Annotated in this window: 14 protein-coding genes; 13 read left to right on the top strand and 1 reads right to left on the bottom strand. The window is 40.4% G+C overall.

The annotated features are described in order from the left end of the window. Positions 1–303 precede the first annotated feature (303 nt). Genes EG2_RS04540 through cydC form a run of 4 tightly spaced genes read left to right on the top strand, consistent with a single transcriptional unit; the run spans position 304 to position 6,194 of the window. Positions 304–1,722, top strand: a complete 1,419-nt coding sequence (locus EG2_RS04540; protein ID WP_003129000.1) for a cytochrome ubiquinol oxidase subunit I — start codon at positions 304–306, stop codon at positions 1,720–1,722. Further along, complete coding sequence (cydB, locus tag EG2_RS04535; RefSeq protein ID WP_003129001.1) at positions 1,719–2,735, top strand: cytochrome d ubiquinol oxidase subunit II; 1,017 nt, start codon at positions 1,719–1,721, stop codon at positions 2,733–2,735. Before EG2_RS04540 ends, cydB begins: the two co-directional genes overlap by 4 nt. Continuing rightward, complete coding sequence (gene cydD / locus EG2_RS04530) at positions 2,735–4,456, top strand: thiol reductant ABC exporter subunit CydD (RefSeq protein ID WP_060813714.1); 1,722 nt, start codon at positions 2,735–2,737, stop codon at positions 4,454–4,456. Before cydB ends, cydD begins: the two co-directional genes overlap by 1 nt. After that, positions 4,449–6,194 (top strand): thiol reductant ABC exporter subunit CydC, encoded by a 1,746-nt coding sequence (gene cydC / locus EG2_RS04525; protein ID WP_060813713.1) that lies wholly within the window; start codon positions 4,449–4,451, stop codon positions 6,192–6,194. The genes cydD and cydC overlap by 8 nt, the downstream gene beginning before the upstream one ends. Before the next feature lie 168 nt (positions 6,195–6,362). Here the strand turns inward: cydC and EG2_RS04520 are convergent, their stop codons facing one another. Beyond that, positions 6,363–7,343: a polyprenyl synthetase family protein gene (locus EG2_RS04520; RefSeq protein ID WP_060813712.1), complete on the bottom strand. Its 981-nt coding sequence runs from the start codon at positions 7,341–7,343 to the stop codon at positions 6,363–6,365. 94 nt (positions 7,344–7,437) lie between these two features. Here EG2_RS04520 and EG2_RS04515 point away from each other — a divergent pair, with 94 nt between their 5' ends. From EG2_RS04515 to EG2_RS04475, 9 genes are all read left to right on the top strand, one after another. Then, a complete protein-coding gene (locus EG2_RS04515) occupies positions 7,438–8,340 on the top strand; it encodes a prenyltransferase (protein ID WP_060813711.1) in 903 nt (300 codons plus the stop codon). A 31-nt stretch (positions 8,341–8,371) separates the two neighbouring features. Continuing rightward, a complete protein-coding gene (locus EG2_RS04510) occupies positions 8,372–9,580 on the top strand; it encodes an NAD(P)/FAD-dependent oxidoreductase (protein WP_060813710.1) in 1,209 nt (402 codons plus the stop codon). 290 nt (positions 9,581–9,870) lie between these two features. Beyond that, a complete protein-coding gene (locus EG2_RS04505) occupies positions 9,871–11,958 on the top strand; it encodes an SH3 domain-containing protein (RefSeq protein WP_060813709.1) in 2,088 nt (695 codons plus the stop codon). 254 nt (positions 11,959–12,212) lie between these two features. Continuing rightward, positions 12,213–13,094, top strand: coding sequence for an AraC family transcriptional regulator (locus tag EG2_RS04500; protein ID WP_060813708.1), 882 nt, complete (start codon positions 12,213–12,215; stop codon positions 13,092–13,094). 210 nt (positions 13,095–13,304) lie between these two features. Continuing rightward, positions 13,305–14,636: an ABC transporter substrate-binding protein gene (locus tag EG2_RS04495; protein WP_060813707.1), complete on the top strand. Its 1,332-nt coding sequence runs from the start codon at positions 13,305–13,307 to the stop codon at positions 14,634–14,636. Between the two features lie 142 nt (positions 14,637–14,778). Beyond that, positions 14,779–15,669 carry a carbohydrate ABC transporter permease gene (locus tag EG2_RS04490; RefSeq protein WP_005473010.1) on the top strand — a complete coding sequence of 297 codons (891 nt, stop codon included), beginning with the start codon at positions 14,779–14,781 and terminating at the stop codon, positions 15,667–15,669. A 12-nt stretch (positions 15,670–15,681) separates the two neighbouring features. Then, a complete protein-coding gene (locus tag EG2_RS04485) occupies positions 15,682–16,539 on the top strand; it encodes a carbohydrate ABC transporter permease (protein ID WP_172461408.1) in 858 nt (285 codons plus the stop codon). A gap of 4 nt (positions 16,540–16,543) precedes the next feature. Next, the gene (locus tag EG2_RS04480) at positions 16,544–16,957 is read left to right on the top strand and encodes an RDD family protein (RefSeq protein WP_060813706.1); all 414 of its coding nucleotides are present in this window, start codon (positions 16,544–16,546) and stop codon (positions 16,955–16,957) included. Continuing rightward, positions 16,945–18,099, top strand: coding sequence for a glycoside hydrolase family 88/105 protein (locus tag EG2_RS04475; protein WP_060813705.1), 1,155 nt, complete (start codon positions 16,945–16,947; stop codon positions 18,097–18,099). The genes EG2_RS04480 and EG2_RS04475 overlap by 13 nt, the downstream gene beginning before the upstream one ends. Positions 18,100–18,216: the final 117 nt, after the last annotated feature.

Below are 18,216 nucleotides of genomic sequence, written 5' to 3'. Positions count from 1 at the left end.
AATAAAAATTATTTCGAGCCGATTAAAGAAGTAAGGTAACGGAATAGGAAAAATTGTTTTCCCTCATCTATTCGAATAATTGGTCTTTACCATATGATGGTGATAAGATTAAAACATAGAAATGCAGAGCATTTCGCTTGTGAAAACGTTTCAATTTTAAAGAATGGAGAGTAAGCGATTAAAAAATAAAAATAGTAGGCAAGTTGCTTCTTTTTTACTTAAGAGAGGAGTATATTCGTATTTGGAATTTTTCTTTATTTAGAATGATTTTAATGTAATTTTTTAGAAATAGGGGGATGTAAAATGGATATTGTAACATTAGCACGAATCCAGTTCGCGATGACGACGATTTTTCACTTTTTCTTTGTACCGTTTTCGATCGGAACTGGTGTCGTTGTTGCAATCATGGAGACACTTTATGTGATCAAAAAAGATGAAAAATATCGCCGGATGACAAAGTTCTGGGGAAATATTTTTCTATTAAGTTTTGTGGTAGGAGTGGTGACTGGGATCATTCAAGAATTTCAATTTGGAATGAACTGGTCTGATTATTCTCGTTTTGTTGGGGATATTTTTGGTGCTCCTTTGGCGTTGGAAGCATTGCTAGCCTTCTTTTTGGAATCAACTTTCTTAGGATTGTGGATTTTTACATGGGATAAAGTCAGCCCTAAGCTGCATATGACGTTCTTTTGGTTAGTTACTATTGGCTCGATGCTCTCTGCTTTCTGGATTTTAGCTGCCAATAGTTTTATGCAACATCCAGTTGGATACACATTGAACAATGGTCGTGCTGAGATGACTGACTTCGGAGCCCTGTTAGCTAACCCGCAAGTCTGGTATGAGTTCCTTCATGTTATTACTGCAGCAATTGCCATGGGAGGAATTCTGATTGCAGGGATGTCAGCTTTCCAATTGTTGAAAAAAGACAAGAAAGTTGACCGTGATTTTTTCAAAAAATCAATGCGGATCGGTTTTGCAGTAGCTTTGTTTGGTTCAATTACGGTGTTGATCGCAGGTGACGAACAAATGAAGTATTTGGTTGAAGAACAACCAATGAAATTTGCAGCAATGGAAGGTACGTATGAAGATACCGGAGATCCTGCAGCATGGACTGTAGTTGCATGGGCAAATGAACGAGAACACAAACGGGTTTTTGGTGTTGAGATTCCTTATATGTTGAGTATCCTTGCATTTAACGAACCTTCTGGTTCGATTGATGGAATGAACACAGTGAATCAAGATTTGATCGAACGTTACGGAGATCGGAACTATTTTCCTCCGGTCAACACATTGTTTTGGAGCTTCCGGATCATGGCTGGTTTCGGTGCATTGATGTTGTTGGTTTCTTCATTGGGGCTATTCTTTACGCGTAAGAAGAAGCCTTCGCTATTTGAGAAACGCTGGATGCTTTGGGTAGTGGCTATAACATTATTTACCCCATTCATTGCAAATACAGCAGGGTGGCTGATTACGGAATTGGGTCGCTATCCATGGACAGTCTATGGTCTATTTACGATTGAAGATAGTGTTTCGCCAAATGTATCGGCAACTTCGCTTGTTATCTCAAATATTGTTTACTTTGTTCTTTTCTCTGGTTTGGCATTAACAATGGTTTATTTGATTCGGCGAGAGTTAGGACATGGGCCTGAAAACAACCAGATGGAAGGAACGCTGCACGAAGCAGAAGAAGATCCATTTGATAAGGAGGCGTTTGAAGGATGACCGGATTGCAACTAATGTGGTATGTATTGATTGGCATTTTGTTTGCCGGCTTCTTCTTTTTAGAAGGATTTGACTTTGGTGTGGGAATGTCTGTACAGACATTGACTCATAATGAACAGGAAAAAGATCAGATCGTGCATACGATCGGACCAGTATGGGACGGGAATGAAGTTTGGTTGATTACCGCAGGTGGCGCGATGTTTGCTTCTTTCCCTTACTGGTATGCCTCTTTGTTCAGTGGTTATTATTTGATTTTGTTATTGATACTAGTCGGATTGATTATACGCGGTGTTTCCTTTGAGTTTCGGGCAAAAATGCCTGAAGACCGTAAAAATATGTGGAATTGGACATTAACCATTGGCAGTACATTGGTGCCTTTTATGTTCGGACTCTTGTTTACAAGTATGGTCCAAGGCATGCCAATCGATGCAGAGGGAAATATGTCCGCGCACTTCGGTGACTACGTCAATCTCTTCTCTGTAGTTGGCGGGATTGCCTTAACTTTGCTTTGCTACTTACATGGATTGAATTATATTGCACTAAAAACTACTGGTCCGATCCGTGACCGTGCCCGAAATTATGCGAGTGCCTTTTATGGTGTGCTATATTTTGGTTTGGTGGCGTTTGCCGCGCTACTTTATTTCAAAACAGATTTCTTTGAAAAACATTTTGCTTCGACGCTTCTTTTGCTGATTGTGATTGTGGCTTTGACGCTGATAGCGAATATCTCTGTATTTAAAGGGAAAGAAATGGTGGCATTTATTGCTAGTGGTTTGACCATGGTGGCTCTAGTCGGATTGTTGTTCTCTGGTTTGTTCCCACGAGTATTGATCAGCTCAATCGACCCTAGTTATGATTTGTTGATTGCAGAAGCTTCCTCTAGTCACTACACATTGAAGATCATGAGTTATTTATCACTGACAATCTTGCCGTTTGTTTTGGCTTATACAGCATGGACCTACTATATTTTCCGTAAACGAATTAGTCATACTGAGCTGACGGAGGGTTATTAATGATCGACAAACAAATCATAGAGCTTCCCGGAATGAAACGGTTAATGGGATTGCTTGCAGGACTTTCTTTCCTGCAAGCTCTCTTCATCATTGGACAAGCCTATGGTCTTGCTAGTGGGATCACTGGATTATGGGAAGGACAATCGTTAGAAGAGCAGTGGGGCTGGATTCTACTGTTCTTTTGTTCGTTTTTAGGTCGCCAGGCCGTTGTTTATTTTCGGACAAAGAAGTTAGACAGCTATAGTTACCAGCAAGCTACTGAATTACGTAATCAACTGCTAGAAAAGATTTTTCGTGTAGGCCCACAAATCGTTCAGCAACAAGGTACCGGAAACATTACAACGATGGTATTGGAAGGCATTAGTCAGGTAGAAAACTATTTACAACTAATATTGGCAAAAATTATGAACATGTCGATCATTCCTTGGGTGATTCTGGCTTTAGTATTTTACTTGGATTGGATCTCAGGTCTGGTTTTATTGCTGGTTTTTCCACTGATCATTATTTTTATGATCATCCTAGGTTATGCCGCCCAAAGTAAAGCTGAAAAACAATACCGCACATTTCAATTATTGTCCAATCACTTTATTGATTCATTACGTGGAATCGACACCTTGAAACTTTTTGGGATCAGCAAAAAATATGGAAAAAGTATCTTCGCTTCTAGCGAACGTTTTCGTAAAGCAACGATGGGATCGTTGAGAGTCGGAATTCTTTCCACTTTTGCATTGGATTTTTTCACAACATTGTCCATCGCTGTGGTTGCGGTTTTACTGGGGCTGCGTTTGATCAATGAAGAAATTTTGTTATTTCCAGCACTAACGATTTTAATTTTATCTCCGGAGTATTTTTTACCAATTCGCGATTTTTCAAGTGATTACCATGCGACTTTAGATGGGAAAAATGCAATGACCGCTGTATCTACGATTTTGTCTGAGCCAGAAGCAGCCATTGATCCAGTAAGTTTACCTCAATGGCAAGCTGATTCGGAACTATCGATTCATTCGTTATCTTTTGATTATGGAGAAAAGTCTGTTTTGAAAGATATTGCATTGGAGGTTCAAGGATTTCAAAAAATTGGGATCATTGGGATGAGTGGCTCTGGAAAATCAACGCTGATCAATAACTTAAGCGGCTTTTTGATTCCGAAAGAAGGCGAAATTACTTTTGATGGCCAAAAAATGACTGCATTAAGACAGTCAGATTGGCAACAGCAACTAGTTTATATTCCCCAAAACCCCTATATCTATCGGATGACTTTGCGAGAAAATGTGGCTTTCTATCAGCCAAATGCTACTGAAGAACAAGTGTGGCAAGCAATCGAAGTTGCAGGCTTAACGAAATTAGTTCAAGAATTGCCGCAAGGAATCGATACGATGCTAGGTGAAGGAGAACGCCATCTAAGCGGTGGACAGGCGCAACGAATTGCGTTGGCTCGTGCTTTCTTAGATCAGCATCGAAAAATTTTATTATTTGATGAACCAACTGCCCATTTAGATATTGAAACAGAAGTAGAATTGAAAGAACGGATGCTTCCGTTGATGGAGAACCATCTAGTCTTCTTTGCGACACATCGCTTGCACTGGATGGAAGAGATGGATCAAATCCTAGTAATGGATCAAGGCAGAATTGTTGAGCGAGGAACATTGGCAGAATTGCAAGCCAAGAATGGCGCTTTCGTTGCGTTAGTCAATGGGATGAGGAGGGAACAACTTGAATAAAATCGGTCTTTGGCGTTCGCTAAAAACAGATACTTGGGTCAAGCCTTTTCTTTCAAAGTACAAAAAGGTTCTTGCAGCAGCGCTGTTTTTAGGATTTATGACATTCTTTTGCGGAGGCGCGTTAATGTTTAATTCTGGCTATCTGATTAGCCGCTCTGCCTCAATTCCAGAGAATATTTTGTTAGTATACATTCCAATCGTTCTGACCCGAGCATTCGGGATCGGCCGACCAGTTTTTCGTTATGTTGAACGATTGACAAGTCATAATTGGGTGCTGCGAATGACATCGAACCTACGCTTAAAACTATACAATGTGGTCGAAAAAGATGCCGTTTTCTTTAAGCAGACCCATCGAACTGGCGATATTTTAGGATTATTAGCAGAAGATATCAATCATATCCAAAACTTATATCTGCGAACGATTTTCCCTACGGTGATTGCTTGGTTATTGTATACTTTTCTGATTATCGGATTAGGGTACTTTTCGTTAGGATTTGCATTGATAATGTTGCTGTTGTTGGGAATAAATGTGTTTGTGCTGCCGCTCTGGTCCGTTGTGATCAATGGCGCTCGTCAAGAAAAGCAAAAACAAATGAAGAATCAATTATATACAACATTGACTGATAATGTGCTAGGAGTTTCTGACTGGGTATTTTCACAGCGAGGAGCGGAATATGTCGATGAACACAAGCAATTGGCGGCAAATCTACGAAGCGTTGATGAGAAAATCAATCGTTTTGATCGAAAAAGAGATTTCCTTTTACAAGTGATCTTCGGGGTGATTACGGTTGCGTTGATTGTCTGGACAAGTCAGCGATTTCCTGGCGAGCACGGCGGCTTAGCTAATTGGATCGCAGCTTTTGTCCTTTGTGTCTTTCCTTTGGTAGATGCTTTCGCACCATTGCCTTCAGCGGCACAAGAAACCAATATATACAAAGATTCGATTGATCGTTTTAATGCATTACCAGAAAAAGAGGAACAAAAACGGACAGCATCAGCTATAAGTGCACCGTTCAATTTAGAAGTGAATCAGGTTAGTTTCCATTATCCATCTGAAAAAGAGGTACTAAAGAATCTTAGCTTAACGATTCCTGCGCATCAAAAACTGGCAATATTAGGACGTAGTGGTTCTGGGAAAAGTACCTTTGCTTCTTTGCTCAGGGGAGATTTATTGCCGACCCAAGGTAGTATTACCTTAAATGGTGAGTCGGTAGCAAGTTTTGGTGAAGATATTAACGAATGGATTGGAGTCATCAACCAGAGTCCTTATTTGTTCCATACAACGATTTTAAATAATTTGCGGATTGGTAATGAAGAAGCGTCAGAAGAAGAAGTTTGGGACGTGCTGAAACGAGTAGGCTTATCAGAAATGGTGACAGCTCTGCCAGAAGGTTTGCGAACCATGGTTGATGAAGCAGGGTTACGTTTTTCCGGCGGTGAACGCCACCGGATGGCATTAGCGCGAATTCTTTTGAAGAAAACGCCGATTATTTTACTAGACGAGCCAACTGTTGGGCTAGATCCAATCACTGAGCAAGCTGTTTTGGAAACTTTTTTCAATGAGTTGGAAGACAAGACGATTATTTGGATCACCCACCATCTGCAAGGAATCTCACTGATGGACCAGGTCATTTTTATTGAGGATGGAGAATTAACGATGAGCGGTACGCCTGCTGAGTTAGCTCTCGAAAACCAACACTTTCAACAGTTATTGGCTATTGATCAAGGGCGACTGTAATCAAACTGGGACCTTTGCAAAGACAACAAAAAAATCGGCCAGTGATCGACATGAATGTCGGCTTAGTTTTTGAGGAGCATTTGCTCCTCAAAACACTTCACTGTTTACCCGATTGGTTCGTTTATTTTCAGAATAGCTTTCAGTCGCGGAGGATAGAATAAAGAATGATCAATAATTTCGTTGCAAAAGCAGTTGTGTTAGCTCGCGAATTTTTTCTTTGCTAGGGGTGTTCGGCAGCAGTTCGATGTCGGCTAGTGCTTTTTCGGTATAAGAAACAGCAAAATCGGTGGCTTTTTCGACGCCATGATAACGGCACACTAATTCAGCAACCTCTGTGGCCTCCTCTGTGGTCAACTCGCTTTTTTTGGACAGATAGCTCTCAAATGCGGCAGGATTTTGTTCTTTAGCAAAGAGCAGAGGTAATGTATAGACTCCTTGTGCCAAGTCTTCAAGAACGGGTTTTTTCAACGTTCCAGAATCTGCTGTATAGTCCAAAATATCATCAAAAACTTGAAAAGCGATGCCGATGTTTCGTCCGATCTCACCAGCCCGTTCTTGGTTTTCTAAGTCGAGACCGCCAAAATGAGCACCTTCGATGCAGGCCAGCCAGAATAATTCGGCAGTTTTACCATTGATGCTTTGTAAGTAATCAGCAATTGATTCATCTATATTGTAGCGTGTGTGCATTTGATCTAATTCTCCCAGCAAAAGGCGTTTCATTGCTTGGGCATTTGTAGCCAAAAAATGAGAGCCATTCATGCTCTCGATCAATAACTCAAAGAATTGGGTGAAGAGCAGATCACCTGTGTAAACAGCGATATCTTTGCCATATTTTGCTTGGACAGTGATGCGTCCGCGACGCAACGGCGAATCATCAATGATGTCATCGTGAATCAAGGTTGCCATATGTAAGATTTCTAATGAAGCAGCAATTTTGGTTAATTGATCATTTCTTTCATCAATGGGTTCGCCTAGATCAGCGAATAAGAAAAATAATGCTGGACGCAGCATTTTTCCTCCAGAATAAGTAAAATCAACTAATACATCTTGTATTTCTTTGTTACGAACAGTTACGCGTTCTTCAATGATCGAACAGACAGTTTTTAGTCTTTGCTCGATCGAAGGATAATCGATCCAAAAATTCAACATATTAAAACCCTTTCTACCAGTCATTCAGCCCTTATTCTAACTTAAAGGGAGTCTATTGACTAGTTAAGTGCATTTATCAAAAGGAGATGAGTATTTGACACTCCCAGTATTTTTGGAGCTTGTGGAATTTAAAGCGAAAACAGCCAGTGTCCTCCCATTTTTTATCGGAATTTGTTACAGTTGGTATAACTACGGCTCAATTCATTTAGGTTATGTGGTGTTATACTTTATTGCTATGCTGATCTTCAACATGGCAGTAGATATTTTAGATAATTATAACGATTACCATCACGCAACAGAAGTTCATGATTACAAAGAAAAAACAAATATTATCGGACGCGAGCAGCTCTCGCTTCCATTCGTTTTTCGCTTAATGATCGGTATGATCGTCATTTCGGCGGTGATGGGTATCGTATTGGCCTATTTCGTCGGTTGGCCCTTGTTTTGGATGGGGCTTTATTGTTACTTGATTGGTATCTTTTACTCATCAGGTCCGCGGCCTTTATCGAGTTTACCGCTAGGTGAGTTTTTTTCAGGATTTACGATGGGCTTCATGATTTCGTTGATTTGTGTATATTTGAATACTTATGAAACATTTCAATGGAATAGCGCGACCTTGGGTGGAATATTTCTAATCGCACTACCCAATACATTGTGGATCGCTAACTTGATGCTGGCCAACAATATTTGTGATTTGGAGGAAGATGAAAACAACAATCGTTATACATTGGTGCATTATTTAGGAAAGAGTCAAGGATTACGGCTATTTGTTCTTTTGAACATTATTGCATTTGTAGCGATCTTGACAGCAGTGGTTCTGCATTTAGCACCATGGACGATGTTGTTGACGTTTCTCGTCTTACCATTTGTCTGGAAACAGACAAAACTATTTATGCATAAACAAATCAAACGCGAAACCTTTGTCTGCGCTGTAAAGATCCTTGCGGTCGGTGCATGTGCGCAGGTCATTAGTTTTGCGATCGGTTTGATTTTATAATTTTTTGAAGGAAGAAAGGAAGTAATAGGAAATGAAGGAAGTTGTCATTTTAGGAGCAGGCTACGCAGGGTTGCGAGCATTGCATGTATTACAAGGAGAAAAAGGTGATTTTCATATTACATTAGTAGATAAGAATGACTACCATTATGAAGCGACAGATTTGCATGAAGTGGCTGCTGGAACGCAGCCAAGAGAGCGAATTAGTTACGATATCGCTGATGTGGTACGACCACAAAAAACAACTTTCCTACAAAATGAAGTTGCAACGATTGACCGTCAAAGTCAACGGATCATGTTTACGGATCAAACATCTCTTTCCTATGATTATTTGATCGTAGCATTAGGATTTGAATCTGAGTCATTTGGGATCCCAGGTGTTAATGAAAACGCACTGGAAATGGTAGATGTTGATTCGGCAGAAACTATTTATCATCATTTATTGAAACAAATGAAAGAATACAAAAAAACACAAGATCCAGATTTATTGAAAATCGTGGTATGTGGCGCGGGATTCACTGGAGTAGAACTCTTAGGTTCTTTAGTGGAAAATCGGAAGGAATTTGCTGAGATTGCAGGTGTCCAAGCAGAAGAAATCAAGCTCTTTTGTGTAGAAGCAGTTACGCGGTTATTACCGATGTTTGATGAAAATCTGTCTGCCTATGGAATCAATAACTTGGTAAAATGGGGTGTTGAATTTCTAACAGGAAAACCAATCAAAGAAATCAAGCCTGGAGTAGTTGTTTATCAGACGGATGCTGAAACGGGTGCTACAGAAGAATTGTCTGCTAAAACGATCATTTGGACAACAGGTGTCAGTGGAAGTCATGTCATGGCAGATTCAAATTATGCGGCTCGCCGTGGACGTGTGATGGTCAACCAAGATTTAAGTGATCCAGAGCACAGTAATGTTTTTGTAGTAGGGGATGTTTCAGCTGTGATGGATCCTGCAACAAATCGCCCTTATCCAACGACAGCACAGATTGCTTTGAAAATGGGGTATCAAGCTGCCAAAAACTGTCTACACTTGATTAAAGGTGAAAAAACGGAAGACTTTCATTTTGAATCTTTAGGATCTGTAGCCTCTATTGGGAACACGCATGCCTTTGGTTTGGTGGGTAAAATGCCTGTAAAAGGTTATCCAGCATCATTTGTCAAAAAAGCCATCATGGACCGCTCCCTGTTCCTAACTGGTGGGGTCAAAGAAGTGTTAGCAAAAGGCCGCTTTGATTTTTATCATTGAGTTGTGCGCTATTTTTTCGACTTAACATTAACAGAAGCAAGAAGAGAACATGTACCGATGGAGATAGTTTAATTATAAGTAAAATAGACAGAGATGCCCGATTCATGTTGGGTGTTTCTGTCTATTTACTACGATTTCAGTTTTTAACACCATAGGGCGTAAGGCCTTTATTGAATCTCTAGATAAATGATCAGGATTTGAAGAGAAAACAGGGTGAGAAAAAACCCTCTTTTGTACCTTTATTAAAAAAATGTTAGAATAAAGAGACTATGTTTGTTGGGAGGCATGAAATGACGATTCGTAAAGAAAGACGCCGTTTAGAAAAACGATTGAAGCGTTCATTATTAGCAAAAAAAGGGTTGACGATGGCTACAACTGTGGTAGCAGGTTCAACGATTGCACCAAATTTGGTTTTAGCTGCAGAAACAGCGACTTCAGATGATGCAAAAAACCAAGCAGAAATCACAGAAGAACAAGTATCTGGAGGAAATAACTCCACTGATTCAACTGGAGACAGCATTCAAAGCAGTGCTGACGAGACGATTTCGACAGAGGAAACAACAGAACCAACTGTTCCTATTGAAGAGCAGCCTGTTACAACACCTGAGAAAGCGACGACGCCACAGGAAACTATCACGGAAGATACAGCGGTCGTTGAGACACCAATTGTTGCTGCTCCTACGTTAGCAAGAACCTCGATTTTCTCAGCACGTGCTGATACGAGTGGCTTTATTGCGAAAGCAAGTGGTTATGCAACAGAAGTAGCTGCCGCTAATGATCTCTATGCATCAGTGATGATTGCACAAGCTATCCTAGAATCCGGCTGGGGTACTTCGACTTTGACGACCCAAGCGAACAATATGTTTGGGATCAAAGGAAGTTATAATGGGCAGTATGTCGAAATGGCAACATTGGAAGATAATGGTTCGGGCAATTATTATCAAATTATAGCGAAGTTCCGCAAATATCCATCTTTAAGAGAATCTTTCCAAGATAATGCGTATGTCTTACGAAATACCAGTTTTGCTGCCGGTAGCTATTACTACAGCGGTGCTTGGAAGAGCAATACGAGATCATATACAGAAGCAACGGCATGGCTGCAAGGACGCTATGCGACTGATACTTCCTATGCCAGCAAATTGAACAATCTTATTGCAACGTATAACTTAACTCAATACGATAGTGGCAGTTCCGCTGGGAACGGTGACATGAATAATGTTGAGACCCCTGTAGAAGAAAACGCGATTCAAAAGCAAATGAAAACGACTGCATCTATGAATATCCGTTCAGATGCGTCTACTACAGCAGCGGTTACCGGCTCACTTACTGCGAATACAACATTTACGGCAGTTGCGGTCAAAACAGGAACGAGCGTCAATGGCAATACAAATTGGTATAAAGTTTCTGGCAAAGGCTGGGTCAGTGGTGCGTATTTAACAGAAGTAAATTCTGGATCAACATCAGGCAATACAAATGATAATACTGCCAATACTGGAATCAACCAAAAGATGAAGACGACTGCGACATTGAATATTCGTTCTACAGCATCGACGAGTGGCAGCATCGTTGGCTCATTGAGTCAAGGTAGCACTGTGACAGCAACGGCAGTCAAAACAGGAACGAGCGTCAATGGCAATACGAAATGGTACTATGTTTCTGGCAAAGGTTGGGTCAGCGGCGCGTATTTAACAGAAGTAAATTCTGGATCAACATCAGGCAATGCAAATGATAATACTGCCAATACTGGAATCAACCAAAAGATGAAGACAACTGCGACATTAAATATTCGTTCTACAGCATCGACGAGTGGCAGCATTGTTGGCTCATTGAGCCAAGGCAGTACCGTGACAGCAACAGCCGTCAAAAATGGTACTAGTGTCAATGGCAATACGAAATGGTACTATGTTTCTGGCAAAGGCTGGGTCAGCGGCGCGTATTTAACGAGTGACTCTAGCTCATCGTCGAATACATCGAATACAGGTGATTCGATCAATCAAAAGATGAAAACGACCGCGACATTGAATATTCGTTCTACAGCATCGACAAGTGGCAGCATCGTTGGTTCACTGAGCCAAGGCAGTACCGTAACAGCAACAGTCGTTAAAAGTGGTACTAGTGTTAATGGGAATAACAAATGGTACTATGTTTCTGGCAAAGGCTGGGTCAGTGGTGCCTATCTTATGAAGACCGCGACGAATGCTTCTTCAAGTAATAGTTCTGTCAATAATAGTTCTTCGACCAAATATCATACCGTTAAATCTGGGGACAGTCTGTGGTCTCTTGCGCAAAAGTACGGTAGTAGTATTGACCAAATCACTTCATGGAATCGCTTGTCCAATAATATCATTTATGTTGGTCAAAAATTGATCGTGAAATAGTGAAACGCCTGATTTCACGCAACTCATAAGAAAATCAATCAGCATTACCCGATACACATTCGTGATATCGGGTAATGCTTTTTTGCTGGTTTGTTCGTAATAAAAATCGCTGAAGATAGATTTATTTTTGAATGGTCTTTTAGAATCATTCTGTTTACCTCTGTCAAAGAATACAAGCAGATTTTGGTTCCGTCCCCCCTATGGAGTTTCCTATTTTTTAGGTAAAATAGAAAACAAAGAAAGGAGTGGAGAGTATGAAGACGATTGTTTATAGTGGGATGATGAACGGATTGACGATTGATCGCTCACGACGAGATAGTATCTACAATATGGTGAAGCATTGGCATTCTGAATGCGAAATCCAATATTTTATAGAAGGGAACCGCTATTTTTTGATTGGAGAAAAAACCTATAAAGTCCAACCTGGTACATTGGTTATGATTCACCCCGACTGTGTCCACAATACATTCTCAGGAAAGTATATTTATCATGATCGTGTACTCGTTCTCTATGAAGCCAGCAAATTTCCAAGAATCGCTCAATCCATGGGAATAGATCTGGAGACCTTTTTTTTAAAACATCATGGCATCATTCAGATTCCGCCAGCGGATCGCTCTTACGTACAAACGCTCTTAGCGAAAATCGCAGATGAAGTGATCCAGAAAGAATACAATTACCAAGTAATGGTCGAAACAAAATTAATCGAACTTTTTATTTTTATTCAGCGGATCAAGAACTTCAGGGGGCTTTCTGATGAACCGGCAGAAAGTTTGGGAAAACAAAGCGAGCTAGTTAATCAAATTGCAGCCTTTATTCGTCAGAACTATGCATCGATCCATTCATTGGAACAAATCGCTTCGTCTTTTTATCTCGACAAATCCTATTTATGCCGTATCTTCAAGCGAGCAACAGGCTACACCATCACTGAATATACCAACATTCAACGAATCCGTCAGTCTCAGCGATTACTGGAAGATACAGATTGGGATATTGCTGAAATAGCGAGAAAAAGTGGGTACAGCAACATTACCTATTACAACCGTGTGTTCAAAAAATATACAGAGACATCCCCTTTGCAATACCGCAAGAAACAAATTGCATACAAAGAAAGTCTGCGAGAAAAAAATAATTTCTAAATAGTTACTCATCTTTGCACAGGCATGAAAGGGGGATTATTTTCCTGTTAAAAAAGTCAATATTGTACAAGTTCGCGGATATTACGTCACTTTTTTGTGCAAGTTTTGCTTGTCTATTGCTGCGACATTTTTTGTCCGATAAAATCAGTAAGCGGATACATAAATGAAAAATTGTAAACGTGTGCATTTTATGGAGGAGGAAATAATCAGATGAAAAAGAAGATATTGGTTGCCAGTCTTTTTAGTACTTTAGTTCTAGCAGCGTGTGGATCTCAGCCTGATACTACTGGTTCTGACAGCAGTGGTTCAACAAAAGATCCAGAAGCAGTGACGATTAAGTTTGCTTGGTGGGGAGCGGATAATCGCCATGATGCGATGCAAGATGTGGTGGCTCTTTTTGAAGAGGAATATCCGCATATCACGGTTAACACAGAGTATGGTGCGTGGGATGGATGGCAAGAAAAGACATTGACTCAGCTATCCGGTAAAACTGAAGCAGACGTGATGCAAGTGAATTACAATTGGCTCTTTTCATTCGGGAAGGGCAAGAATATCTTTATGGACTTGAATGAGGTCAGTGACTATTTGACGCTAGACAATTGGGAAAGTTCTTATTTAGAAGCGATGCAAGTGGGTGGTGAACAAGCGGCGGTTCCCCACGGAATGACCGGTCGGGTTCCTTTGATGAACCAAGCACTTTATGAAGCCAATGGGTTGGAACTGCCAACGACCTATGATGATCTTTTGGCAGCGGGAGAAGTCATTGCGAAAGGGAATACGCCAACTGGTGAAGACAATCAGTACGCATATCTCAATGTGGGAGAGTTCTCATTAGATCTATTTATTGCTCAGATGCTTTACAACTATACAGGGAAGATCATGCAGACCGATGGGACAGTCAACTATAGTGTGGCTGAAGTGAAAGAAGTGCTTGAAAGATATAAAGAATTGGAAGATGCTGGTGCACTGCCGACTTTTGAGCAAACAAGCCCAATCGATACGGAATCAAACCCTCAGTGGGTAGAAGGCAATGCAGGCTCTGTTTATGAGTGGGCAAACTCACTGGCGAAATGGACAAACTCATACAAAGGCGGCGACGGGTTAGATGAGTTAGTTGTAGGAGATTTCTTGCAAGTCGATGCTGACTCTAAACCAAGTATCTATGTAAAACCAAACTTTGGCTACGCAATTTCAAAAAATTCGAAACATCCTGAAGCAGCAGCCACTTTTATTGAGTTCTTGTTTACCAATGAGCAAGCGGTGAAGGCTGCCGGAGATTCTTTGGGTATTTCAAGCAACACAGTTTGTTACGATCTGCAAGTGGCGAATCAACTAGTCGAAGGTGCTGTGGCTGAAGGGTACGCCAAATTGGATGACTATGAACAAACGGTATTAGATCCATACTTTGAAGACGAAAATGTGCGGGGAGAAAGATATACGGTTTACGAGGCATTTCGGACAGGAAAGTTCACGTCGGAGGAAGCTGCGAAGCAATTCATTGAGAAACAGCAAGCAGCACTTGATAAGTATTACCAAGAATAAGGAAGCAACAAGAAGGAATGCGGGACTTAGTTAAGCCCCGTACCCTTCTTTTTCCGAAATAAAATTGGACATGAATGAGAATGTCTGGAAGTAACCCGTTAGTATCTGGGCGTTCATTTAGAAGGTAAAGGAGTCAAATGCGATGTTGAAAAAAATGAAAAGAACAAATTGGGTGATCTACTGCATGCTCATGCCATGGATCATTGGCTTCCTAGTCTTTAAAGTTTACCCAATCATTATTTCTTTTTACTACAGTTTGTTAGAATACCCGATTTTAGGTGATCCGGAGTTTGTCGGATTACAAAATTATCTTGAGATTTTTACAAAAGACGATACGTTTACTGCGAGCTTCTTTGCAACAATCAAATATGTGTTGATTGGTACGCCAGCAGTTATCATTGTCTCTTTTGCAGTAGCAGCCATCTTGAATTTTAAGCTTAAGGGAGTCAATTTCTTTCGTACCGCTTATTATATTCCTTCTATTTTAGGAGGAAATGTAGCTGTTTCAATTTTATGGACCATGCTTTTTGATGTCAACGGACCTGTGAATATGGTGCTGAGTGTTTTTACACTCGGAAACGATGTCGCCATTAACTGGACAAAAGATCCAAAGTTCGCGATTTTTACCCTGATTATTTTAAAAACCTGGCAATTCGGTTCGACCATGTTGATTTTCTTATCGGCATTGCAAGGTGTTTCTAAAACAGTTTATGAAGCGGCAGAAATGGATGGGGCTTCAAAAATAAGACAACTGTTCAATATCACTGTACCGATTATTACCCCCGTAATTTTGTTCAACGCCGTAAATGTATTAGTCAAAGCGTTTCAAGAGTTTAACTCCGCGTATTTAATCACTAAAGGTGGACCAAATAAGACGACTTATTTCTTGAATCTTTATATTTATGATCAAGCCTTTCAAAATGGGAATTATGGCTATGCGAGTGCACTAACATGGATTTTGTTGGTGATCATCGGTATATTTACGGTTATTATTTTCAAGTCATCTGATCGGTGGGTATTTTATAATGATTAAGGGGGCTGAATAATGGAAATGAGTAAATCTCGAAGACGGATGAATGAAATCATTCGTTATGGATTATTGATTGGTGTGGGGATTATCTTGATTTATCCGTTGTTTTGGATGATTGGTTCTGCGTTTAAAGAGAACCGGGATATTTTTGGTAGCTTGAGTATTTTCCCGCCAAGTGACCGTGTGGTTACAACGAATTTTTCCGATGCTTGGCAGTTGACGCGCGACCATTCTATCTGGTTTTTCTTTGGGAATACACTGAAATTTTTGATTCCAAAAACGATTTTTACAGTTTTATCTTGCGTGATTACCGCCTATGTGATTGCACGAAAATCGTTTAAAGGGAAAAAATTTGTCTTTGGTGCCGTGATCGTTACATTATTGATGCCAGAACTGGCTTTTCGCATTCCGCTGTATCTGTTGTACCGTGAGGTGGGACTTTTGGATAGTTTTGCCAGCCTTTATGTAGCGGATATTTTTGCTAGTTCTTCGTTTTTTGTATTTATGATCATTCAATTTATGCGAACGATTCCTAGAGAGTTAGATGAAGCGGCAGTGATGGATGGGTGTAATGAATTTCAGATTTTGTTCAAAATCATTATTCCCGTAATCAAACCCATTCTGATTACCGTTGCATTGCTAAGCTTTATGTGGGGCATGAATGATTTCCAAGGACCATTGATTTATTTGAATAGTTCAGATAAAACGGTTCTATCAGTAGCATTGAAACAATTATTAGACGGTGAAGCAATGGTCTCCTATGGAAGAGTATTCGCTGCTTCTTGTTTGGGGCTGTTACCTATGATCGCAATTTTCTTTATGGGATCACGGTACTTTGTTGATGGCGTTGCTTCTACAGGAAGTAAAGAGTAGTCATATGTTGATCAGAAGAATTCTCGCACAAATCGTTGATTTTGTCTTAGGGATTTTAACCATATTTCTTATCTTTGTAGGAGGAATTCCACTAATCGGTCGGGTCATCAATAATGACTTTGTCGCTGTTTTGACTGCGATTTGTTTGATGTGTGGTATGTATTTTGCACTCCAATATCCATTCATGCAAAATCAGCAGACGATCGGAAAAGCATTCTTTCAGCTGCAGATCGTTTCAACAGATAAATATCGCAAAAATGTTCCAGTGGCAGTCATTTTTCAACGAGAGATTTTATGCAAACTAGCCAGCTGTTTCTTCATTTGCCTGCCACTACTGTTTGGCAAAGAAGGAGGGCATGAGGCATCTACGCATACAAAGTTAAGAATTGGCAAAGGAGAAAATAGTTGGAAGAAATAAGACAATTTTTGGATCAAGTAATCGCACATTCTTCGCCAGAAGCACCTATTTGGAATCAAGAGGCTCGATTAGCCAATCATCCAATCCGTTGGAGTTATATCGATGGCTGCATGATTCTGGCGATCCAATACATGTTTAATGCAACACAAGACGAGAATTACCTTGCGTTTGTTGAAACCTTTATTGATCACTACATTGATGAGGCAGGGAATCCGTTGGGGTATGATGAAAAAGAATATAACTGTGACGCAGTCAATGAAGGAAAAGTATTATTTCAGTTATATGCAATCACTAAGAAAAGCAAATACCGCAAGGCTCTAGATAATCTGTATCGACAAGTTTTGTTGCAACCGCGCACTAAGGAAGGAAGCATGTGGCATAAGCTGGTCTACCCGCAACAAGTTTGGCTAGACGGTTTATACATGGTTCAACCATTTGCGATCCAATACCAACTAACGTTTGGCAACTCCGCAGATGTTAGTGATGTGATTGGGCAATTCAAAAATGTCATGGAGTCAATGAAAGATCCGCGAACAGGATTGCTGTATCACGGATACGACTGTACGAGAACAGCATTTTGGGCGCATCCAAAGACAGGTTGTAGCGCAAACTTTTGGACTCGTTCTCTTGGATGGTATGCTATGGCATTAGTTGACACACTTGAAATTTTACTGTCCCATGAAGGCTATCTCCAAGAAAAGCAGCAGTTGCAGCGCTATTTAACAGAACTCTTAGGTGCAGTAATGGCTTATCAAGATCCAAAAACGAGTCTCTTTTTTCAAGTAACAGATAGACCAGACGGTGAAGACAATTATTTAGAGACGAGTGGATCTGCTGCTTTGAGTTATGTGATGCTAAAAGCCAGTCGATTAGCTATTCTTCCTTCACAATATAAAAAAATCGGCGAGACGATCCTACGCGCTCTTGTAAGGCACAAATTGGTTATTAAAAACGGAGAATTTACGTTGAAAGATATCTGTTTAGTTGCTGGCTTAGGGGGGATGCCGGGAAAAGGCAACTACAAAATCAGAGATGGCTCCTATGAGTATTATATTTCAGAACCAGTTGTCAACGATGATGCTAAAGGCATCGGACCGTTCGTTTATGCTTACAGTGAATGGTTGCAACTGCAGAGCCAATAAAGCCAGTGATTCTTATCATTTTCGTAAGCGCAAACAAACCATTTGGTCTCCTTCGCAGAGTAAGATACAATGAAATGGTAGGCAACTTCCTTCAATGAAAAGGGAAGTGCTGAAAGA

This window comes from Enterococcus gallinarum NBRC 100675, from assembly GCF_001544275.1.
In the GTDB taxonomy this organism is placed as follows: domain Bacteria; phylum Bacillota; class Bacilli; order Lactobacillales; family Enterococcaceae; genus Enterococcus_D; species Enterococcus_D gallinarum.
This window is presented reverse-complemented; position numbering and strand designations above follow the sequence as displayed.